At 36.0% G+C, this 21,605-nt stretch carries 20 protein-coding genes; 19 read left to right on the top strand and 1 reads right to left on the bottom strand.

The window, feature by feature from the left end:
- Positions 1-6 precede the first annotated feature (6 nt).
- The 16 genes from mutL (at position 7) to nrdG (ending at position 14,451) form a co-directional block, all read left to right on the top strand.
- Entirely contained in the window at positions 7-1,950 is a 1,944-nt protein-coding gene (gene mutL, locus ACN0NP_RS04320; RefSeq protein ID WP_027968297.1) for a DNA mismatch repair endonuclease MutL, read from the top strand.
- Entirely contained in the window at positions 1,951-2,544 is a 594-nt protein-coding gene (gene ruvA / locus ACN0NP_RS04315) for a Holliday junction branch migration protein RuvA (protein WP_024344431.1), read from the top strand.
- A gap of 29 nt (positions 2,545-2,573) precedes the next feature.
- Positions 2,574-3,131, top strand: a complete 558-nt coding sequence (locus ACN0NP_RS04310; protein WP_423217630.1) for a DNA-3-methyladenine glycosylase I — start codon at positions 2,574-2,576, stop codon at positions 3,129-3,131.
- Positions 3,132-3,344: 213 nt separating this feature from the next.
- A complete protein-coding gene (locus ACN0NP_RS04305) occupies positions 3,345-4,457 on the top strand; it encodes an MFS transporter (protein ID WP_423217629.1) in 1,113 nt (370 codons plus the stop codon).
- Between the two features lie 113 nt (positions 4,458-4,570).
- Positions 4,571-5,830, top strand: a complete 1,260-nt coding sequence (locus tag ACN0NP_RS04300) for a competence/damage-inducible protein A (protein WP_423217628.1) — start codon at positions 4,571-4,573, stop codon at positions 5,828-5,830.
- A 49-nt stretch (positions 5,831-5,879) separates the two neighbouring features.
- Positions 5,880-7,034: a recombinase RecA gene (recA, locus tag ACN0NP_RS04295; protein ID WP_039697778.1), complete on the top strand. Its 1,155-nt coding sequence runs from the start codon at positions 5,880-5,882 to the stop codon at positions 7,032-7,034.
- A gap of 197 nt (positions 7,035-7,231) precedes the next feature.
- The gene (gene spx, locus ACN0NP_RS04290; RefSeq protein ID WP_004233512.1) at positions 7,232-7,630 is read left to right on the top strand and encodes a transcriptional regulator Spx; all 399 of its coding nucleotides are present in this window, start codon (positions 7,232-7,234) and stop codon (positions 7,628-7,630) included.
- 229 nt (positions 7,631-7,859) lie between these two features.
- Positions 7,860-8,129, top strand: a complete 270-nt coding sequence (locus ACN0NP_RS04285; protein ID WP_004233510.1) for an IreB family regulatory phosphoprotein — start codon at positions 7,860-7,862, stop codon at positions 8,127-8,129.
- Positions 8,126-8,545 (top strand): Holliday junction resolvase RuvX, encoded by a 420-nt coding sequence (ruvX, locus tag ACN0NP_RS04280; protein ID WP_141348509.1) that lies wholly within the window; start codon positions 8,126-8,128, stop codon positions 8,543-8,545. Before ACN0NP_RS04285 ends, ruvX begins: the two co-directional genes overlap by 4 nt.
- Positions 8,546-8,577: 32 nt before the next feature.
- A complete protein-coding gene (locus tag ACN0NP_RS04275) occupies positions 8,578-8,895 on the top strand; it encodes a DUF1292 domain-containing protein (RefSeq protein ID WP_006531413.1) in 318 nt (105 codons plus the stop codon).
- A gap of 98 nt (positions 8,896-8,993) precedes the next feature.
- Positions 8,994-9,122 (top strand): hypothetical protein, encoded by a 129-nt coding sequence (locus ACN0NP_RS04270; protein WP_021143294.1) that lies wholly within the window; start codon positions 8,994-8,996, stop codon positions 9,120-9,122.
- A 42-nt stretch (positions 9,123-9,164) separates the two neighbouring features.
- Positions 9,165-10,742 (top strand): DUF2079 domain-containing protein, encoded by a 1,578-nt coding sequence (locus ACN0NP_RS04265; protein WP_423217627.1) that lies wholly within the window; start codon positions 9,165-9,167, stop codon positions 10,740-10,742.
- Between the two features lie 100 nt (positions 10,743-10,842).
- Positions 10,843-13,059: an anaerobic ribonucleoside-triphosphate reductase gene (nrdD, locus tag ACN0NP_RS04260; protein WP_021143292.1), complete on the top strand. Its 2,217-nt coding sequence runs from the start codon at positions 10,843-10,845 to the stop codon at positions 13,057-13,059.
- Between the two features lie 99 nt (positions 13,060-13,158).
- A complete protein-coding gene (locus ACN0NP_RS04255; RefSeq protein ID WP_024344425.1) occupies positions 13,159-13,305 on the top strand; it encodes a hypothetical protein in 147 nt (48 codons plus the stop codon).
- A gap of 11 nt (positions 13,306-13,316) precedes the next feature.
- The gene (locus ACN0NP_RS04250) at positions 13,317-13,820 is read left to right on the top strand and encodes a GNAT family N-acetyltransferase (RefSeq protein WP_423217626.1); all 504 of its coding nucleotides are present in this window, start codon (positions 13,317-13,319) and stop codon (positions 13,818-13,820) included.
- Positions 13,821-13,836: 16 nt separating this feature from the next.
- Positions 13,837-14,451: an anaerobic ribonucleoside-triphosphate reductase activating protein gene (gene nrdG, locus ACN0NP_RS04245; RefSeq protein WP_024344423.1), complete on the top strand. Its 615-nt coding sequence runs from the start codon at positions 13,837-13,839 to the stop codon at positions 14,449-14,451.
- 625 nt (positions 14,452-15,076) lie between these two features.
- On the opposite strand, the gene ACN0NP_RS04240 is transcribed toward nrdG, so the two are convergent.
- Positions 15,077-15,688: a TetR/AcrR family transcriptional regulator gene (locus tag ACN0NP_RS04240; protein ID WP_024344422.1), complete on the bottom strand. Its 612-nt coding sequence runs from the start codon at positions 15,686-15,688 to the stop codon at positions 15,077-15,079.
- A 398-nt stretch (positions 15,689-16,086) separates the two neighbouring features.
- Between ACN0NP_RS04240 and ACN0NP_RS04235 the strand changes: the two genes are divergently transcribed.
- The 3 genes from ACN0NP_RS04235 to ACN0NP_RS04225 all read left to right on the top strand — a co-directional run bounded on the left by ACN0NP_RS04235 (position 16,087) and on the right by ACN0NP_RS04225 (position 21,593).
- On the top strand, positions 16,087-16,365 hold the full coding sequence (locus ACN0NP_RS04235; RefSeq protein ID WP_024344421.1) for a hypothetical protein: 279 nt from the start codon (positions 16,087-16,089) through the stop codon (positions 16,363-16,365).
- A gap of 18 nt (positions 16,366-16,383) precedes the next feature.
- A complete protein-coding gene (gene lepB, locus ACN0NP_RS04230; protein ID WP_423217625.1) occupies positions 16,384-16,998 on the top strand; it encodes a signal peptidase I in 615 nt (204 codons plus the stop codon).
- Between the two features lie 101 nt (positions 16,999-17,099).
- On the top strand, positions 17,100-21,593 hold the full coding sequence (locus ACN0NP_RS04225; RefSeq protein ID WP_423217624.1) for a peptidase: 4,494 nt from the start codon (positions 17,100-17,102) through the stop codon (positions 21,591-21,593).
- Positions 21,594-21,605 lie beyond the last annotated feature (12 nt).

The raw sequence follows: 21,605 nt of genomic DNA, 5'->3' as shown, positions 1-21,605 counted from the left end.
TAAATTATGAGTAAAATTATCGAGTTACCAGAGGTTCTAGCCAACCAAATTGCTGCTGGTGAGGTTATTGAACGCCCGGCTAGCGTGGTCAAGGAATTAGTAGAAAATTCGATTGATGCTGGAAGCAGTCAGATTACTATTGAAATCGAAGAGTCTGGTTTGAAAAAAATCCAAGTTACTGATAACGGTGAGGGAATTGCTCAAGAGGATGTTGCTCTTAGTTTGCACCGTCACGCGACTAGTAAAATTAAAAGTCAAGCTGACTTGTTTCGAATCAGAACGCTTGGTTTCCGTGGCGAAGCCATTCCTTCCATTGCTTCAATCAGTCATTTTACGGTGAAAACAGCAACGGCTGATGAAAATTATGGGACGCTTTTGATTGCTAAGGGTGGCGAAATTGAAAAACAAGAGCCAATCTCAACGCCCGTTGGAACAAAAATTACAGTTGAAAATCTGTTTTACAACACACCAGCTCGTCTTAAGTATATGAAGAGTCTACAGTCAGAGTTGGCACATATTGTTGATGTGGTCAATCGTTTGAGTTTGGCACATCCTGAAATTGCCTTCACTTTGATTAATGATGGACGTCAGATGACAACGACATCAGGTACTGGAGATTTGCGCCAAGCGATTGCTGGGATTTATGGCTTAAACACAGCTAAGAAGATGATTGAGATTTCAAATGCGGATCTTGATTTTGAGGTATCAGGTTACATTAGTTTACCTGAATTGACGCGTGCGAATCGCAATTATATTACGATTTTGATTAACGGGCGTTACATCAAAAATTTCTTACTGAATCGTGCCATCTTGGACGGCTATGGTTCAAAATTGATGGTTGGTCGTTTTCCGATTGCTGTCATTGATATCCAGATTGACCCGTATCTTGCTGATGTCAATGTTCACCCAACAAAGCAAGAAGTTCGTATCTCAAAAGAAAAAGAACTGATGACTCTCATCAGCTCAGCTATTGCAGAGAGTTTACGTGCTCAGGATTTGATTCCAGATGCTCTTGAAAATCTAGCTAAGTCAAGCACTCGTGGCTTGCCTAAACCAGAGCAAACGAGTCTGCCTTTAAAACAATCAAATCTTTATTATGACAAAGAGCGACACGATTTCTTTGTGAAATCAGATACTGTTGAAGAGCAGCCTGTTCAGCTGTTTAATGAGGTTGACACACCTGTCAAGGAAGTTGACAAGCAGTCTTCAGTCAAATACGCACAGCGTTCTACTCAGGGAAACCTTGCAGACGGCGAGCATGATGACCTTGATTTCAAAAATAAATCTAAAATTAATAAGTTGCTCGAAAATCTTGATGGTGAAGAATCATCAACTTTCCCTGAACTTGATTATTTTGGTCAGATGCATGGGACATATCTTTTTGCGCAGGGAAACGGTGGCCTTTATATCATTGACCAACATGCGGCGCAGGAACGTGTTAAATATGAATATTATCGTGACAAAATTGGTGATGTCGATGCCTCACTTCAACAATTGCTCATGCCATATTTGTTTGAGTTTTCTGGAGCAGATTTTATCAAGCTTCAAGAAAAAATGGAGCTTTTAAATCAAGTTGGCATCAATCTAGAACCATATGGAAACAATACATTTATTCTTCGTGAACATCCTATTTGGATGAAAGAAGAGGAGATTGAATCGGCTGTTTATGAAATGTGTGATATGTTGCTTTTGACGAATGAAGTATCTGTCAAAAAATACCGTGCAGAGTTAGCGATTATGATGTCATGTAAACGTTCAATTAAAGCTAATCACACTCTTGATGATTATTCAGCACGTCAACTTCTAGTGCAATTATCACAATGTAAGAACCCATATAACTGTCCACACGGTCGTCCTGTCCTGGTCAATTTTACCAAATCAGACATGGAAAAGATGTTCCGTCGTATTCAAGAAAATCATACAAGTTTAAGAGAGTTAGGAAAATACTAAATGTACGATTATATCAAAGGAAAATTAACTAAAATTACTGCAAAATATATTGTCGTTGAAGCTGGAGGATTAGGCTACATTATCAACGTTGCCAATCCATATAGTTTTTCTGACTTGATGAATCAAGATGTTCAAATCTACCTTCATCAAGTTGTTCGAGAAGATGCACAGCTTTTGTTTGGCTTTCATACAGAAGATGAAAAAGCAGTCTTTCTTAACCTTATTTCAGTTTCTGGAATTGGTCCGACAACAGCGCTAGCGATTATCGCAGTGGATGATAATGAAGGTCTCGTAACTGCTATTGACAATAGTGATATTCGTTATCTGATGAAATTTCCAAAAATCGGTAAAAAAACAGCTCAACAAATGGTGCTTGATTTAGCTGGTAAGTTTGCTGATGTTTCTATGGAAAATGGCTTAGCTTCTCAGGCAAAAGCAGTGGCAAACGAACAGCTTGAAGAGGCCATGGAAGCTCTTTTGGCACTTGGCTACAAGGCAGCAGAACTTAAGAAAATTCGTAAGTTCTTTGAAGGTACAAATGAAACCGCAGAACAATACATCAAATCAAGCCTTAAGATGTTGATGAAGGGCTAGTTATCAAGGAATTACAGGAGATGTTTCACATGAAACGTTGTAGTTGGGTAAGGGAAAATAATCCTTTGTATGTTGTTTATCATGATACTGAGTGGGGAAAGCCACTGCATGATGATCAAGCACTTTTTGAGCTTTTATGTCTTGAAACTTATCAAGCGGGACTTTCTTGGGAGACTATTCTTAATAAACGCGCAGCATTTAAGCAATCTTTTTATGACTACGATGTGACAAAAGTGGCGCAAATGACTGATGAAGAACTTGAAATGCTTCTTCAAAATCCTGAAATTGTTCGAAATCGTCGTAAGATTTTTGCGACACGTACAAATGCTAAAGCTTTTATCAAGATTCAGAAAGAATTTGGCTCTTTTGATGAGTATCTTTGGCGTTGGGTTGGTTACGCTCCTATCGTAAATGAGGTGAAGGATTACGCGAATTTTCCAGCTAGCACGCCTTTATCTGAAAATCTTTCTAAGGATTTAAAAAAACGTGGCTTTAAATTTGTAGGTCCTGTTTGTGTTTATTCTTTTCTTCAGGCAGCAGGTTTGGTAAATGACCATGAAGTAGATTGTGATTTTAAATCAATTTAGTCATCTGATAGTGTCAGGTGGCTTTTTTTTGACACTCTTGTCAATTATCTGTAAAACATCTTGACAGTATTAGTGAAATAAGGTATTCTGTAAAGAAAATTCTGTGAAGGGTTGGTGGGAGATATGGAAAGTTTAAGCATAAAAAGGAATACATTAGTTTTTTTACTATCAAATTTTCTGGTTAGTGTGGCTTATTCGCTGCCGCATTCTATTTTGACAGTAATTTTATTAGCCAAAGGTTTAAGCTTATCACAAATTCTAATCATTCAGTCAGCTTATAGTATTGCTATCGTCTTATTTGAATTTCCAAGTGGACTATTAGCAGATAATTATTCCAGAAAAAATCTTTACAGCCTGTCAAAGCTATTTTTAATCATCATGTTTTTGATTGTGCTATTTAGCAATCAGTTTTACTTGATTTTTGCGGCTTGGTTTTGTTACGGGATTGCCGCAGCTTTAGATAGTGGAACGCTTGATGCTTACATTATTAATCAGCTTAAATTAGCGCACCGTGAAGCAGAACTTCGAAAATTTCTGGCCTTGAGTAACCGTCTAGAGATCGTTGGACTCTTATTAGGAAGTAGTCTAGGTGGGATTCTTTATCACTTTATCGGGATTAATATTTATGTCTTAGGGACAGTTTTTCTTGTGGCTTCAACCCTTATCAGTTTTTTCTTTTTTAAAGAGACAACAAAGTCAGAGTCACTACAAGATAGTCATGTAATGGTTTTGAAAAAGCAAATTACTGATAGTTTTAAAGAACTTCGCAAGCAGCCACGTTTGAGTTTAATTCTGATTTTTGATTTTCTAACTCAGATTTTCTTTCAGACACATTTTCAGCTTTGGCAATCATTTTTCTTAAGCAAGGGGATTGATAGTCAGTATTTTCCATTCTTTTACATTGCTTTTCAAGTCATCACACTTTTTTCATATTCTATCAACATTGATGGTGTTAAAAAATATGCTGGTGTGCTTAAGTTCAGTCCGTTGATTGTTTTTCTACCGTTGACATTCTTTTTAGGGAAGATTGAGATTTTCTTGACAGCTTATTTCATATTTGTTTTTGTCTTTTATGTGATTGAATTTATTTTAAATTATCAATTTAACAAAATGGTTTCTGTTGAGAATATTTCTTCTTTGATTTCATTTAAGTCAACAGTAAGTCGTATAGGAAGTGTTTTACTACTATGCATATTAAGTTTTATGGTGAAGCAAATGTCTGTTTCAGCAGTCATGGCAATCAACTTTATGCTATCTTTGATTTTGCTTGCGGTTTTGTCTGTGATAATTATGAAAAAAGCCGTCATTGACAGTGATGTAAAGTAAGTTTACAATGTTTTTACACTTGTTTACGCGAAGCTTATTACAAAAAAACGTTAATTTTCAGCTTTTTTTGGTAGAATAAAATTAAATTACGAATAGATAAGTAGGTGGCAATTATGAAAGCTGAAATCATTGCTGTTGGAACAGAGATTTTAACAGGACAAATCACAAATACGAATGCACAATTTCTATCAGAGGAATTTGCTAAGTTAGGGATTGATGTCTTTTTCCAAACGGCAGTTGGGGACAATGAAGAACGTCTGCTGTCTATCATTGCTTTGGCAAGTAAGCGCAGTGATTTAGTTGTTCTTTGCGGTGGTTTAGGACCAACCGAAGATGATTTAACAAAACAAACTTTGGCAAAATATCTAGGACGTAACTTGGTTTTTGATGAGCAGGCAAGTAAACGTTTGGATGAATTCTTTGCGACACGTCCGCAATTTACAAGAACAGCTAACAATGAACGTCAGGCTCAATTGATTGAAGGGTCAACACCTCTTCAAAACAGTACGGGACTTGCTGTAGGTGGTATTCTGGAAGTTGATGGTGTTACTTATGTCGTTCTTCCTGGACCACCAAGTGAATTGAAGCCTATGGTTTGGGACTATTTAGTGCCATTGCTATCTAGTGACCACAAGCAATTGTATTCACGTGTCTTACGTTTCTTTGGTATCGGGGAAAGTCAGTTGGTAACTGTTTTGTCAGATTTGATTGAAAATCAAACAGACCCAACAATTGCTCCATATGCTAAAACAGGTGAAGTGACACTTAGATTGTCAACGAAGGCTGATGACCTTGAAACAGCTAAGGCTAAGTTGGATGAGCTTGAGCATAAGATTCTTGCTAAGAAGACTTTAAATAGCATTCCGCTTGAAAATTTACTTTATGGATACGGTGATGATAATAGTATGGCGCGTGTTGTTTTTGATTTACTTAAGCAAAAACATAAGACTATTACGGCTGCAGAAAGTTTGACAGCTGGTCTGTTTCAATCAAGTATTGCTGATTTTCCAGGCTCTTCAGCAGTTTTTAATGGTGGTTTTGTGACTTATAGCATTGAAGAAAAGGCAAAAATGCTTCAAATCCCTTTAAAAGATTTACAAGAACATGGGGTTGTGAGTCATTTTACAGCTGAAAAAATGGCTGAGCAGTCACGATTGCTGACAGACGCTGATTTTGGAATTGGCTTAACAGGAGTTGCTGGTCCAGATGGTCTAGAAGGTCATCCAGCGGGAACAGTTTTCATAGGTATTGCTACAAAAGAAAAAGTTCATTCTATCCGTGTTGTTATAGGTGGACGAAGCCGTTCAGATGTGCGTCATATTGCATGTTTGTATGCTTTTAACTTAGTACGTCAAGCTTTATTACAAGACTAAATTCTGATATAATAGGGCTAGTATCTCGAACAAACAGAAAGGGAAAAATTTGGCTAAAAAGACAAAGAAAACAGAAGCTATCACGAAGAAATTCGGTGATGAGCGTAAAAAAGCACTTGATGATGCTTTGAAATTAATCGAAAAAGATTTTGGTAAAGGAGCGGTCATGCGCCTTGGTGAGCGTGCTGAACAAAAAGTTCAAGTCATGAGTACTGGTAGTCTGGCGCTTGATATTGCCCTAGGTGCTGGTGGATACCCTAAAGGACGTATCATTGAAATCTATGGTCCTGAAAGTTCAGGTAAAACAACAGTAGCTCTTCATGCCGTGGCACAAGCACAAAAAGAAGGTGGTATTGCAGCCTTTATTGATGCCGAACATGCTCTTGACCCAGCTTATGCAGCAGCTCTTGGTGTTAATATCGATGAACTTCTTTTGTCACAACCTGATTCAGGTGAACAAGGTCTTGAAATTGCAGGTAAATTGATTGATTCTGGTGCTGTTGACCTTGTTGTTGTCGACTCTGTCGCCGCTCTTGTACCTCGTGCAGAAATTGATGGTGACATTGGTGATAACCACGTTGGTTTGCAAGCTCGTATGATGAGTCAAGCTATGCGTAAACTCTCAGCTTCTATCAACAAAACAAAAACAATCGCTATCTTTATCAACCAATTGCGTGAAAAAGTTGGTGTCATGTTTGGTAACCCAGAAACAACACCTGGTGGACGTGCTCTTAAATTCTATTCATCAGTTCGTCTTGATGTTCGTGGAAATACACAAATTAAAGGTACTGGTGACCAAAAAGATAGCAACATCGGTAAAGAAACTAAAATCAAAGTTGTTAAAAACAAAGTTGCTCCACCGTTTAAAACTGCTGAAGTGGAAATCATGTACGGTGAAGGAATTTCACGTACAGGTGAGTTGATTAAAATCGCTAGTGATTTGGATATCATCAACAAAGCTGGTGCATGGTTCTCTTACAATGGTGAGAAAATTGGTCAAGGTTCTGAAAATGCTAAGAAATATTTGGCAGATCACCCAGATGTCTTTGACGAAATTGATCACAAAGTTCGTGTTCATTATGGACTTGTTGAAGAAACTGAAGATGAAAAAGCAGCAAATGCTGCTGACGAATCAGCTGCAACTTCTGAAAAAGTAGATGAAGTTGTTCTTGACCTAGACGATGCGATTGAAATCGAAGAATAATTTTGAATTGCTTTAAAGCTTGAAACAATGCGTTTCAGGCTTTTTTTAATAAATTTTTGATAAAAATGAGTACATTTTCAAGAAAAAAATAAATCTTTTTAATTGACTTTTTAGAAAAATAGGTCTTAGGTCCCATGTGCTCCTCAATGTGTGTGTGCTATAATACAACTATCATGGGATAGAAAGTGAGAGTGCACATGATTAAAATTTACACAATTTCAAGTTGTACAAGCTGTAAGAAAGCCAAAACATGGCTCAACGCTCATCAGCTCCCTTATAAAGAACAGAATTTAGGAAAAGAACCACTATCACGCGAAGAAATTTTAGCTATATTAACTAAAACAGAAAACGGTATTGAAAGTATTGTTTCATCTAAAAACCGTTACGCAAAAGCACTTGACTGCGATATCGAGGAATTAAGTTTAAGTGAGGTTATCGATCTCATTCAAGCTAATCCGCGTATTTTGAAAAGCCCAATTTTGATTGATGACAAACGTCTTCAAGTGGGTTACAAAGAGGACGATATTCGTGCTTTCTTGCCACGCTCAATTCGTAATGTGGAAAATGCAGAAGCTCGTCTTCGTGCAGCGTTATAATATATAGTAGAAAAGTCTCTTTTTAGGGGCTTTTTTTGTTCTAAAAAATAGCAATTTTGTCAAATTTTGAAAAAGGTTACATTGTATCTATGTCAAGTTTTATGACATTTTTTGTCATAACTATTACTATTGTGAAATAAACTTTGGTTAAATAAAGTCAGATTCTTGTGAAATCTTTGTGAATAAGCTATAATAATTGGTGACAGCTATTTAGAAAGAAGGTGTAAGTATGGGATTTACTGACGAAACTGTACGCTTTAATTTAGACGATAGCAACAAGAAAGAAATTAGTGAGACTTTAACAACGGTTTATCGCTCTCTTGATGAAAAAGGCTATAATCCAATCAATCAGATTGTAGGTTATGTCCTAAGTGGTGACCCTGCTTATGTGCCTCGTTACAATGATGCCAGAAATCAAATTCGTAAATACGAACGTGATGAAATTGTTGAAGAGCTTGTCCGCTATTATCTCAAAGGAAATGGAATTAATTTGAAATGAGAATTATGGGACTAGATGTCGGCTCAAAGACTGTTGGTGTTGCGATTAGTGACCCACTTGGTTTTACAGCGCAAGGTGTAGAAATTATCCAAATTGACGAAGAAGCTGGCGAATTTGGTTTTGAAAGACTTGGAGAGTTAGTTAAGCAGTATAACGTTGATAAGTTCGTTGTCGGTTTACCAAAAAATATGAATAATACCGAAGGTCCTCGTGTTGAAGCAAGTAAAGCTTATGGCGACCAAATCAAAGAACTTTTCGACATTCCAGTTGATTATCAAGATGAACGTTTAACAACTGTTCAAGCAGAACGTATGTTAGTAGAGCAAGCTGATGTTAGTCGTGGTAAACGTAAAAAAGTTATCGATAAGTTAGCAGCACAGCTTATTTTGCAAAATTATTTAGATAGAATGTTTTAATCTAATCATTAATTCATTTAAAGGAGACTATTATGGCACATAACCATAACCACGATCATAACCATGATCACGAGCATGAAGTTATTACACTTGTAGATGAACAAGGTAATGAAACACTTTTTGAAATTCTTTTGACAATCGATGGTCGCGAAGAATTCGGTAAAAACTATGTTCTTTTGGTACCAGCAGGTGCTGAAGAAGATGAACAAGGTCAAATCGAAATTCAAGCTTACTCATTCACTGAAAATGAAGATGGTACTGAAGGTGATCTTCAACCAATTCCTGAAGATTCAGATGCTGAATGGGATATGATTGAAGAAGTTTTCAATAGCTTCTTAGACGAAGACTAATTTGCTATAAAGGTTAGGAGTATTTCCTAGCCTTTATTTTTTTGTCAAAAATGACTCTTTTTTATTTTACGAATAGGTAAATGAAGGAGGAAAATTTGATGAAAAAAGCGGATGTTCTCAGCCAAGAAGAAAAGGATTTCTTAAAACGCTATCAAAACAAGCCACGCCACGGTTTTAGGGAACTTTTAGCTTATTGTGCTATCCTTAACAAATTGACTAATGATTAGTTTTTGTTATACTTAATGTATGACAATTCAAGGAGAGAATAAGTGAATACATCAGAACAAGTAAATGTAGATCAGAGTGCGTTTTCATCGTACAGTCGCACATCTCGTAAAGTCGGTGAAGTTAGAAGCCATCTAGAGCCTTCTAAGAGAACAAAGGTTCCTCAACCTCATAAATTGTATATTTTACTATTGAGTGTTGTGGTGAGTTGCTTATCAGTAGCAGTGCCTTTATTTACTGATATGGCAAATAGCCTACAGTCACAAAATCTTTATATTGGATTAATGTTTTCTAAAGGACACCTTCCATTTACTGATATGTTTGCGACAGGTGGTTTCCTTTATTATGCTGTCATTGCATTAGCATACATTCTTGGGTCAACTTTGTGGTTAGTTCCTATCCAAATTGTGGCATTTTATTTGTCAGGAATCTATTTCTACAAGTTGGTTAACTACTTTACTGACAGTCACCGTCTTGCTGTTACATTTACTGGAGTATTTTACTTATTAAATGTTGCGCTTGGTTTTGGTGGTTTATATCCTATCCAGTTTGCCATGCCTTTTGTTATGGTTTCATTGTGGTTCTTGACCAAGTATTTTGCTGATATTATCAAGGATGAAGCTTTCATCTTGTATGGATTTGCTGGCGCAGCAGCCATGCTTTTAGAACCTCGTACATTGGTGTTCTGGGTACTTTCATTCTTGACAATCATTGTGTATAACTTGAGAAAAGGTCACTTTGCGCGTGGTTTCTACCAATTATTGTGTATCATTTTTGGTACTATCTTGGTATTTTACACTGCTGGTTACTTTATTTTGAACTCACAAGTATTGTTGCCGTACCTTAACCAAGCTATTGTTTATCAATTTACTAGTTTTGCGACAAGCGATGGTAATTTGATTTTGACATTGTTGTTCCAAATCGTTGTTGCTTTGGGTTCTGGGCTAGTGCTTGGTGCAGTGTCATTTGGTAAAATTGTTAGAATCTCTCACGATAAAGTAGCCAAATGGCTTATCCTTTTAGTATTTATCTGCTTCTTTGTTATTGATTTGTTAACGCAAAGTTATCAGTTTTACAATCTATTAGCAGCTATGCCTTTTGGTGTATTGCTAACAGCTATGGCATTAGGTGAGCAATATCAACGTAGTCTGACAAAAACGTCACACCGTCGTAGAAAAGCTTCAGACAATGTTGGAAGTTTTGGATTTTATCTTAAACGTCACTTTTATTTGCCAATTTTGGTGTTAGTAGTTGGTGTTGGGCAGCCTGTTTTACATGCTTGCTTGTCAGTTAATGCTAATAGTGAACGCACAACTATTGCAAAATATCTCGAAAAAGAAGTGTCTAAAGATGATACTGTTTACGTCTGGGATGATTCGTCTAAGATTGGTATCGATAGTCAACTCCCAAGTAGTTCACAATTTACTTCACCAGTAGTTAATACTGCTAAATCTGCTAATAAAAAAGTTTTAGAAGATGAATTGCTACAAAATCTAGGGTCATATATTGTGGTTAACAAGGACCAAAAAATTTCTGAATCACTAAAAAATAATTTTTCTTCTAACTACGAAAAGGTCCAAATCGGCGGTATTACAGGCTTTACCGTCTATCATAAAAAATAAAGAAAAACGCAATATCTTGTGGTCGTCAAAAAAAGTGACCACAAGATATTGATTTTTTTTTGTCCCGTGTTATAATAGACGAGTAAGAAGGAGTGTTCATATGATTACATTAGAAAAAGAAAAAATTGCTACTCAGCCTACTGTAAAAGTTATCAAACGTGATGGACGTTCTGTAAACTTTGATGCAGATAAGATTTATAATGCTTTGCTAAAAGCTAGCAATAATGTGACAAAAATGTCTCCAGTTATCGAAGCAAAATTGGAAAGTATTTCAGATAATATCGTTGCTGAAATTTTTGACCGCTTCAAAGATAACGTTAAAATTTATGAGATTCAAAATATCGTTGAGCATGAACTTTTAGAAGCTAATGAATATGCAATTGCTCAAGAATATATCAATTATCGTACAAAACGCGATTTTGCGCGCTCTCAAGCGACAGATATCAACTTTTCTATTGATAAACTGTTGAACAAAGATCAAACGGTCGTAAATGAAAACGCAAACAAAGACAGTGAAGTCTTCAACACACAACGTGACTTGACTGCAGGTATCGTTGGTAAGTCAATCGGACTTAAAATGTTGCCAGCTCACGTTGCCAATGCTCACCAAAAAGGTGATATTCACTTCCACGATCTTGATTACAGCCCATACACTCCAATGACAAACTGCTGTTTGATTGACTTTAAAGGAATGTTGGGAAATGGCTTTAAGATTGGTAATGCTGAAGTTGAAAGTCCAAAATCTATTCAAACAGCGACAGCTCAAATTTCTCAAATCATTGCTAACGTTGCTTCAAGCCAATATGGTGGATGTACAGCAGACCGTATCGATGAATTTTTGGCACCATATGCTGAACTTAACTATAAAAAACATATGAAAGATGCCCAAGAATGGGTTGCTGAAGATCGTCGCGAAGATTACGCACGTACAAAAACGAAAAAAGATATCTACGATGCTATGCAAAGTCTTGAATATGAAATCAATACTTTGTTTACATCAAATGGTCAAACACCATTTACTTCTCTAGGTTTTGGTCTTGGTACAAACTGGTTTGAACGTGAAATTCAAAAAGCTATTCTTACTATTCGTATCAAAGGTCTTGGTAGCGAACACCGTACAGCTATCTTCCCTAAATTAATCTTCACATTGAAGAGTGGTCTTAACCTTGAAGAAGGTACCCCAAACTACGATATCAAACAATTGGCTTTGGAATGTGCTACAAAACGTATGTATCCAGACGTTCTTTCATACGATAAAATCGTTGAATTGACTGGTTCATTCAAAGCACCTATGGGATGCCGTTCATTCCTTCAAGGCTGGAAAGATGAAAATGGCGTTGAAGTTAACTCAGGTCGTATGAACCTTGGGGTTGTCACTGTTAACCTTCCTCGTATTGCTATGGAATCAAACGGTGATATGGACAAATTCTGGGAAATCTTCAACGAACGCATGGGAATTGCTAAAGATGCTCTTGTTTACCGTGTTGAACGTGTCAAAGAAGCAACTCCAGCAAATGCACCAATTCTTTACCAATACGGTGCGTTTGGAAAACGTCTTGGCAAATACGACAACGTTGATGAACTTTTCCGTCACCGTCGTGCAACAGTTTCTCTTGGTTACATCGGACTTTACGAAGTCGGAACAGTTTTCTTCGGACCAAACTGGGAAACAAATGCTGAAGCTAAAGAATTTACAGTGGATATCATCCGCAAGATGAAAGAATATTGTGTAGAATGGTCAGATGAATATGATTACCACTTCTCAATCTATTCAACACCATCTGAAAGTTTGACAGACCGCTTCTGCCGTCTTGATACTAAGAAATTTGGTATTGTCAAAGATATTACAGATAAAGAATACTACACAAACTCATTCCACTATGATGTGCGTAAAAACCCAACACCATTTGAAAAATTAGACTTTGAAAAAGTTTATCCAGAAGCTGGTGCGACAGGTGGATTCATTCACTACTGTGAATACCCAGTTCTTCAACAAAATCCAAAAGCCCTAGAAGCTGTTTGGGATTATGCCTATACTCGTGTTGGTTACCTTGGAACTAACACTCCAATTGACCGTTGCTACAAATGTGGTTTTGAAGGAGACTTCACTCCAACAGAACGTGGATTCGTTTGTCCAAACTGTGGAAACAGCGATCCAAAATCTGTAGACGTTGTTAAACGTACTTGTGGATATCTTGGAAACCCTCAAGCTCGTCCAATGGTTAATGGCCGTCACAAAGAAATTTCTGCGCGTGTTAAAAACATGAACGGATCAACTATTAAAAATCCTGGTGATCCTCACATGCACAAAGCATAGATTCTTGTTAGACAGTTTCATAAAATAATTGAAGCTGGAGACAGTTGTCCCAGCTTCTTTGTTATATTGATAAATAATTAAGATGAAAGGAGCAATAACGTGGGAAAATACCAATTAGACTATAAAGGTATGCAGCAAGTCGAACGTTTTCACGAGAAAAATTCAAATGTGAAAGCTGACAAAAAAGCGCGTGTTAACCAGTTGAAAGCACAATTTTTAGAAAAAGCTAAAAAGAAAAGTAAATAAGAGGTGAGCTTATGCAGTTACGAAGACCTGAATTATCGGATAAAGAAGCAGTTATTGAAATGATGAAAGAATTTGAAGTGAGCCAGTCTGCCCACGATGGTGGTTTCTGGTCTGTGGATAACTTTGATTATGAAAAATGGCTTGAGGATAATCGTTTGAGTGAAATGGGAATTAATATTCCAGATACGTTTGTTCCAGCGGTCCAATTTGTCTCGTTTTCTGATGATGGCAGGACTTTGGGATTTTTGCATTTGCGTTTACGTCTTAATGACAATCTTTTAAAACAAGGTGGGCACATCGGATATTCTATTCGTCCATCAGAACGCCGCAAAGGATATGCTAAAGAACAGTTGCGCTTGGGTTTGCTAGAAGCTAAGAAGAAAAATATTAAAAAAGCTTTGGTGACTTGTCATGATGATAATCCAGGTAGCCGCAAAGTTATATTAGCTAACGGTGGTGTATTGGAAGATGTTCAAGATTCTGTAGAACGTTACTGGATATCTTTAGAAAATTAATAGAAAGAAGACTAGTATGGAAGAAAAAAATTGGAATACTCCTAAACCTGGTGAATGGACTTCAGAAAATTTAAGTCAAGGTAGAATCATGGACTACAAGGCCTTTAACTTTGTTGACGGAGAAGGTGTTCGTAATTCTCTCTACGTGTCAGGCTGTATGTTCCACTGCAAAGGCTGCTATAATGCTGCGACTTGGTCATTTAAAGCAGGAATGCCTTATACAAAAGAGCTTGAAGAACAAATCATGGAAGATTTGGCTCAACCTTATGTTCAAGGTCTTACGCTTCTCGGTGGAGAACCATTTTTGAATACTGGAATTCTTTTACCGCTGGTAAAACGTGTCCGCCGCGAACTTCCTGAAAAGGATATCTGGTCATGGACTGGCTATACTTGGGAAGAAATGATGCAGGAAACACCAGACAAACTTGAAATGTTGAGTTTGATTGATATTCTGGTTGATGGACGTTTTGACATTACCAAGAAAAACTTGATGTTACAGTTCCGTGGTTCAGAAAATCAACGTATTATTGATGTTCAAAAGTCACTAAAAGCTGGAAAAGTTGTCATTTGGGATAAACTAAACGATGGCAATCAAAACTTTGAACAAGTTAGCCGGGATGATTTAATCTAAAATGACTTATTAGTTGTGAAAATGGGAAGCTGATGGGAATAATCGGCTTCTTTTTGTTGGGAAAATGTCAAAAAGAAGAAGTTATACACAGGTTGTTTATCAAAATTGTGAATAGCCTAAAACCATTGATATTAAAGGATTTGTTGGTGGTTTATACACAAGTTATCCCCAATATATAACCATATTTATCCACAAGTTGTGAATAACTGTTAACAAATTGTGTAAAAAAAGAAGAATTTTCAAGCTATTTTAGCTTTTTTTATAAAAAATTCAGGAATGATTTGAAAATTTCATGCAAAAAGCCAATAACATTAAAATGTTACTGGCTTTCATCTATTTCAAGATCGACTGAGATCTGTTTATTCGGGAGCACAGGTATGAAATCGAGGTTATCAAAAGCAATTATATTTAACTGAACGGTTAATCTTTGATTGTTTGGTTGATAGTCTGTGGATAACTTTTTGCTTAAAAAAGTGTCAAGAACTGTCAACTAAATCATTCTTGTGTCAACTTCTGACATAATGTAAGCGATAATTCTGTCAATGTTAACGTTTTTTCTGTCAATATCTCGTAAAAATTTTGTCAAGATGTAAAAAACGAGGAAAACATTATAAAAAAATATCTCTTACTTTTCATTTCTTAACGGGGTATGTTCTTTTGAAGGAGCATTGAAGTAACCAGGAATAGAATTAAAAAGAAGGGATAAGTTTTTAGCAATAAATTCAGGTTTTTCGGGTTTATCTTTAGTTAACCAAAATTGTAAAATGTTAAGATAAGCGCCGTATAAGCCTTTTGAGATATAGTCGATGTTGCTTTCTACAGAATCATCGATGCACCATGGTAGGTTGATTTTCTTGTAGATTTTTGCGGAATTTTTATTTAATTTTTCTGATAGCAGTGAAAAATGTCCACTTCTGACAAGCGATGCGATGAATAATCGATTTGAATACATAAAATTCAAAGTGACTAAGAATACATCTTCGGCACTTTCTGCTAAGATAAAATTATCACGTTGATGATAGTATCCATCGACAAAGTTTTCTAGACAGAAATCCATTAAATCATCTTTGCTGTTAAAGTAACGATAAAATGTTCGTCGTGAAATATCAGCTTTATCAAGAATGTGATAGATAGTGATTTCGTCATAATGTCGTTCAGTAATTAGTAGATAAAGTGCTTTTGATAAACGGTGTTTTGTTTCTGAGACTTGGTGTTGTTTTTTTGATAAATTTGCCATAAACAATCCTCAACTTGAACGATGTAATAATTCTGAAAAGACAAAAAATTATACCTAATCACTTTAACATTGTAACATAAAGCTAAAAGTTAAGCTACATCAATCATACGATATTGTTAACGTTTTACTTCATAAAATTGTTATTGTTAGCTTTTTTAACATGAATTGAGAAAGAATATTAAAAAAATTAGAAATAGGAAACAATTTTTTAAAAAATGTATCACTTAGGGAAAATTGCTTTTCAAATTAGCAAAAAAATATTATAATAAACCCCAAAACGTCTAGATGCATAAAATAGCAAAATGAAAAAATGTTTATTTTTCCAAAACAAGAATAAATATGCCTTTAGAATTATGTGAGTTTTATGTGAAAGACGATATTGGAAAGGAGGAATTAGGATGCTTGATGCTAAACAGTTAAGGAAACTTCGCCGTTCAGACCTTTTTGAATTGCTTGTTGAGCAGGCAAAAGAGATTGAGGAACTCCAAGGTCAGGTCAAAGAACTTGAAGGAAAACTTGAACGTCGCGAGCTAGAAGTTACTGATGCGGGATCAATTGCTGAGGCAGCATTAGCGATTAGTAAAGTTTTTGAGGAAGCACAGGCAGCAGCGGATACGTATCTTTATAATGTAAAACGTATGGCAGATGCCAAAAATAATATAGATAATAAAGCGTAGAATGCTGGGATTTTTAAAATGAAACCATTATTTGAAAAAAAATCACAGAAAATCAATTTAACTGATTTACCGAAAGCTGATGACCTTTCAAAAGAATTAGGAAAGATTAAATATCGTGAACGTTACGTTCGCACTCTTCGCAGCACGGTTTTTACGCTAGTGACAGTGGCAGCGTTGGCTGTACTGATTGCGACAATTTGGCTTCCTGTTTTACAGATTTATGGAAATTCAATGACTCCGACTTTGAAAGCTGGAGACATGGTAGTTTCTGTTAGTAAGAAAAATTTAAAGCAGGGTGATGTCGTTGCATTTTATTACAATAATAAAGTTCTTGTAAAACGTGTGATTGCGACATCAGGTCAATGGGTTAACGTTGATAAAAAAGGGAATGTCTATGTTGACGGTAAAAAGTTAAATGAGCCTTACCTACAAAAAGGCGAGAAAGATTACGGAGAGACAAATATCAAACTTCCGTATCAGGTGCCAGATGGGAAATATTTCGTGATGGGAGATCACCGAAAAGTTTCAATCGACTCACGTAATAAAACCGTTGGTCCGGTAGGCAGTGAACAGTTAGTTGGGAAACTAACGCTAAGAATTTGGCCACTATCTCGCATGGGTGCAATTGATTAAACTCTGAATGGTTAGTTGGGAAACTAAAATTTAGAGTTAGTCACAATTTGTATGTGGCAATTGCTTAGACAGTTAATAAATTATGTTTAGAAAGGGATTTTATGGTAAAGCTTTGGGCAAAGCTAGCGATTTTAATAAAAAAGCGAGTCCAAGATAGCATCATTGCAAAGATTGCTCTGGCGCTATCTGTTGTTATTGTTTTTTGTACAACTTATTTGCTGATATTACCAGCCCTAACGATTAGTACGGGAAATAGCTCAGCTGTTTTTCAATCGCAAGACAGTAGTTCTTCGCAAGTTGAATCAACGGCGGCAAGTTCTCAAGAAACTAATCAAACTGAAAATTCCTCACAAACGACATCGACTGAGTCAAGTCAAGAAAAAAAGGACATGTCACAGGCAGGTACTTTGAACGCTGAGACATCTGATATCACCGTAAATGTCTCTTACGAAGGCAATACGTTTTCGGAACCGGTTCAATTAAAAGTAAAACCTGTTGAAGATACAAGTGCCATTGATAATAAATTGACAACACTTCTTAGCGAAAGCAAGCAAGAGTTGTCACAAGCTCATTCTTATGATATTTCATTTGTTACAGATGAGGGCAAGGAAGTTGAACCAAGCAAAGATGTTAAGGTTTCAATGAATTTCAAGAATGACTTATCTACCAACGACGACAAACAAGCTGGTTGGAAGTTGTACCACTTCGTGGACAACGATATCAATCAAGTTCAAGATTTGACTGAATCGACAGATACAGACATCAAAGAAACTGGTGATGGGGCTGTTGAAAGTATTGATTTCAAATCAAATACATTTTCAATCTATACCTTAGCAGGAGTAACATACGCTGACTTTTCAGGGTATTTGACGGGTGCGAAATGTACGACGACACCAACTTATACTGAATCAACAAAAACGTTGACAACTGATATTGGATTATCTTTTGCAATTTCAAAAGAAACTCTGCTTGCTAATGATAAATACGCACTTGAACTACCTGATGATGCTGCATGGCCTTCTAATTTAGAAGGAAATGAGTATCCAGGATATGACGAGGAAAATAAGTATCATCCACTGCTAGCTTTTGATTATAAGTTTATTCAGCAAGATGATAAAAAATATATTATAATAACTTTCCGTGATGATTATATTAATAGTGCGGGAAAGGATGTTACAGGAACGTTAAACTATACAGCTACCATTGGTAGTACTTATCGTAAGGATGATAAAAGTTATAGTATTAAGTACTCAGATAAGGCAACTGTTGAGATTCCTGCAAAGGATGTTATTCCTCAAAAAGATGAAGCTTCATATGATGTGAAGAGCAGTAAATCAGGTAAAGTTGAGTATAATGGAGACCAAGCTGATTTAATATATACTGTTAAGGTATGGTCAGATAAGGGAACAAAAGGTGAGATTACTCTGAATGACGCGTTATCAGGGGATAGTCTTGCTGATGTTCAGATTGGTTCTATTGAAATTGATTCGCTTAAGAAAAATAATCAATCACTAGATAAAGGTATAGTAATTAAGGATAAGGTAGATGATGGTGACAAGAAGTCATTTACAATGACTTTGCCAAAATTAAATGCTGGAGAGTCTTACGAGATTAAATATCGCTATAAAGTGAAACAATTTCCAGCAGGAAAAGCTTATGTAATAAAAAATGATGTTACGTTAGAAAGTCCAGATATAGATCATCCTGGTAATTCAAATAGTTGGCTAACTATTGAACGCAATAAAATTTCTAAAGATGGTAAGTACAACTCAAGTGATAATACTATCACCTGGACAATTGAAGTAAATAAAAATCATAATGATATTGCTGGAGCTACTTTGAAGGATGATATGTTCTCTGATGCTATATCAGGAAAAGTTGATATTTCACCATCAACAGGTTATGAAAAAACAAGTGACGGTTATAAGTTTGTAGCAGTTGATAATAATGGGAAAAATACTCAACATTATACAATTAGTTATAAAACTAAAGCTGGTGAGGTTGATAAGAGTTGGAATTCTAATCCAGTGACACAGACAAATACGGTTGAACTCGATGATAACGGTGAGAAGTCAAAAGCCACTAAAACGGTCGATGAAGGACAACCTCAGAAAGGTGGACTCAGTAAGTCGTTTGAAAAGATGACTCCAACTTCAGATTCTCACGTTAAAGAATTATCTTGGAAATCAGTTATTTCACTACCTGGAAATAAAACAATTCCAGAGGGGACTGAATTTACTGATGAATTAGTGGCTGGTAATAATAATGATTGGTATTCACATTATTATACGAAAGCTCAGCTAGATGATATTTATCAAAAATTAAAAGATATTTTTGGTGATATTGAATTTTCAGTTCAAGAATCTGGTACTTGGCAGGATATAAGTTACAACCAAATTAGTAGCGATAAAACTTATCGCGTATTTAAGTTTAAACTGAAAAAGGATTATGAAGGGACAAAGGATATAACTCTTGAATATAAATCATCAATAAAAAAATCAATTGGATTAGTTTATACTAATACGATTAGTTCGGATGGATATTCAGCTACTGATAAATATCTCTATGAAGAAAAAAATCGTGTTACTAAGATGGATGCTGATACTCAATCTTGGAACCAAGTGAGTGGATCAGATTTTCAATCTGAGGATACAAGTCAAACCATATCACCTGATAAAAATTTGAGTTGGGCGGTTAAAGTTGAACTTGAAGATGATACGACATCAGTTACTATAACAGATACACCACCAGCAGGTTTGAAATTAGTAGGATTTGCTTTTGGTTCTGCTTATAATTCAATGATTAACTCCAAATATGATATAACAAGTACCTCAATTACTTGGGGAGATCCTGGATGGCCAGGACAGTATGAAATCTCGTCTTCTGGTATAATTGATGACAATGGTGCTATTAAGATGACATTTACAGCTATTAACGGGAAAACTATTAAAAAAGCTCTTGGTGATAGTAAATACTTATATGCTAAGTTTACCTTTAAGTATACTGGTGAGCTACCTTTGGATGATAGTCTTACTAAGAAGTTAACAAACAAAGCTTCAGCGAGTCTTAATGGTGATCCAGTTGGTTCTGATGAGCACACTAAGACAGTGACTATCACCCCTCGTCAAAAGCTTACCAAATCTGGTGAATGGCATGAAGGGGATCCTAATAACCCAGATGATATACGAGGGATTCATTACAAGTTAGATCTTAACCCAGATGCGCAAGATTTGAATGCTGATTCAGATACTTATACAGTAACTGATACCTTAACTTATACGTCTGGTGGAGTAGAAGATAATATAAGTTATAGTTTGTTAGATGACACTGTTAAGTTAATTGACTCATCTGGTAACGAGGTACAAGATGGTTGGTCTTGGAAAGTCAAAGAAGTTAAAGATGGTCTAAATACTAAAAGTATTTTGACGGTAGTTGTTCCTGATAATCAAAAATATACTTTGAAGTATGTTTATGGTGTCTCAGGTGATATAGTAAGAAAACAATCGTACACAGTTATTAACACTGCTTCCATCGAAGGTATTAAAACTGGTTCTGACGAGTGTAAAAAAGAATGGGAAACATACTCTACGTCTGGTACAGCAAAAACAGATAGAAGTATTGTTATCAACAAAGTTGATTCCGATAATTATCGTAAAAAACTTAAAGGCGCTGTTTTTGCTGTTTACAAGTACGATGATTGTAATAATATTTATAATTGGTGTGACGATAAGTACTATCATCGTTATGACGACGATGAAGTAGTTGGATATTATGTTAGTGACGAAGATGGTCAAATTTCCATTTCTAAAAAACTTTTAGAATATAAAAATTACCATGAACCAGTCTGGGTGCCATTTTATGGTTGGGTAGTGGTCGGTTGGATAAATTCTAAGTATAATTTTGAAGATAACCAACTTTATTATGTTAAAGAGGTCCGTTCTCCAGAAGGTTACGACTTACCAGAAAATCCTGAAGTACATTATTTTTATTATGGTACTTCTTGTTATGATCCTTGGCAAGGTTGCGATAATGTTGTAAACTTAGCTAAAACCGGTGCTTCGTTTAGGGTTGAAAATAAAAAAATCAAGCAAACGAACTTAACCGTTAAGAAAGAATGGCTAAGAGCTGACGGTAGCAAAACTGAGCGTTCTGATGGCTCAATCACTTACGACTTGATTCAAGTTGCGACTGATAGCCAAGGCAATTCTACTGAGACAGACTATAAATCAGGTGAGACATTGACTCACGATGATGATTGGACTCGAACGTACAAGGGATTGCCTGTTTCTGGTAAAAATGCTTCGGGCAATGAAGTAGATTATAAATACTATGTTCGTGAAACGCCCGCTTCTGGCTATGATACTAGTTATTCAAATGGTGAAACGACATCTGATAATCCATCTGACATGAAGACGGATTCTTCTGATGGTCAGATTACTATTAAAAATAAAGTTCAGAAGCAATATGAATTGCCTGAGACTGGTGGTAGTGGCGTGAAGATGCACTATGTACTTGGTGCGGCTCTCGTTCTACTTACTACAGGATTGATAATCCTGAAAGCTTACAAAACATATCAAGCAGGAGGTGACTCCTGATGATAAGAGATT

Origin of the sequence: Streptococcus equinus (assembly GCF_049393805.1) — a bacterium.
Lineage (GTDB): Bacteria > Bacillota > Bacilli > Lactobacillales > Streptococcaceae > Streptococcus > Streptococcus equinus.
This window is presented reverse-complemented; position numbering and strand designations above follow the sequence as displayed.

Bases quoted from the DNA above. Each gene is read 5' to 3' on its own strand.
- lepB (WP_423217625.1), top strand. From the start codon at position 16,384: ATGAAACCATTATTTGAAAAAAAATCACAGAAAATCAATTTAACTGAT.
- nrdD (WP_021143292.1), top strand. From the start codon at position 10,843: ATGATTACATTAGAAAAAGAAAAAATTGCTACTCAGCCTACTGTAAAA.
- ACN0NP_RS04300 (WP_423217628.1), top strand. From the start codon at position 4,571: ATGAAAGCTGAAATCATTGCTGTTGGAACAGAGATTTTAACAGGACAA.
- nrdG (WP_024344423.1), top strand. From the start codon at position 13,837: ATGGAAGAAAAAAATTGGAATACTCCTAAACCTGGTGAATGGACTTCA.
- ACN0NP_RS04270 (WP_021143294.1), top strand. From the start codon at position 8,994: ATGAAAAAAGCGGATGTTCTCAGCCAAGAAGAAAAGGATTTCTTAAAA.
- ACN0NP_RS04225 (WP_423217624.1), top strand. From the start codon at position 17,100: ATGGTAAAGCTTTGGGCAAAGCTAGCGATTTTAATAAAAAAGCGAGTC.
- ACN0NP_RS04250 (WP_423217626.1), top strand. From the start codon at position 13,317: ATGCAGTTACGAAGACCTGAATTATCGGATAAAGAAGCAGTTATTGAA.
- spx (WP_004233512.1), top strand. From the start codon at position 7,232: ATGATTAAAATTTACACAATTTCAAGTTGTACAAGCTGTAAGAAAGCC.
- ACN0NP_RS04240 (WP_024344422.1), bottom strand. From the start codon at position 15,688: ATGGCAAATTTATCAAAAAAACAACACCAAGTCTCAGAAACAAAACAC.
- ruvX (WP_141348509.1), top strand. From the start codon at position 8,126: ATGAGAATTATGGGACTAGATGTCGGCTCAAAGACTGTTGGTGTTGCG.
- ACN0NP_RS04310 (WP_423217630.1), top strand. From the start codon at position 2,574: ATGAAACGTTGTAGTTGGGTAAGGGAAAATAATCCTTTGTATGTTGTT.
- ruvA (WP_024344431.1), top strand. From the start codon at position 1,951: ATGTACGATTATATCAAAGGAAAATTAACTAAAATTACTGCAAAATAT.
- ACN0NP_RS04235 (WP_024344421.1), top strand. From the start codon at position 16,087: ATGCTTGATGCTAAACAGTTAAGGAAACTTCGCCGTTCAGACCTTTTT.
- ACN0NP_RS04285 (WP_004233510.1), top strand. From the start codon at position 7,860: ATGGGATTTACTGACGAAACTGTACGCTTTAATTTAGACGATAGCAAC.
- ACN0NP_RS04275 (WP_006531413.1), top strand. From the start codon at position 8,578: ATGGCACATAACCATAACCACGATCATAACCATGATCACGAGCATGAA.
- mutL (WP_027968297.1), top strand. From the start codon at position 7: ATGAGTAAAATTATCGAGTTACCAGAGGTTCTAGCCAACCAAATTGCT.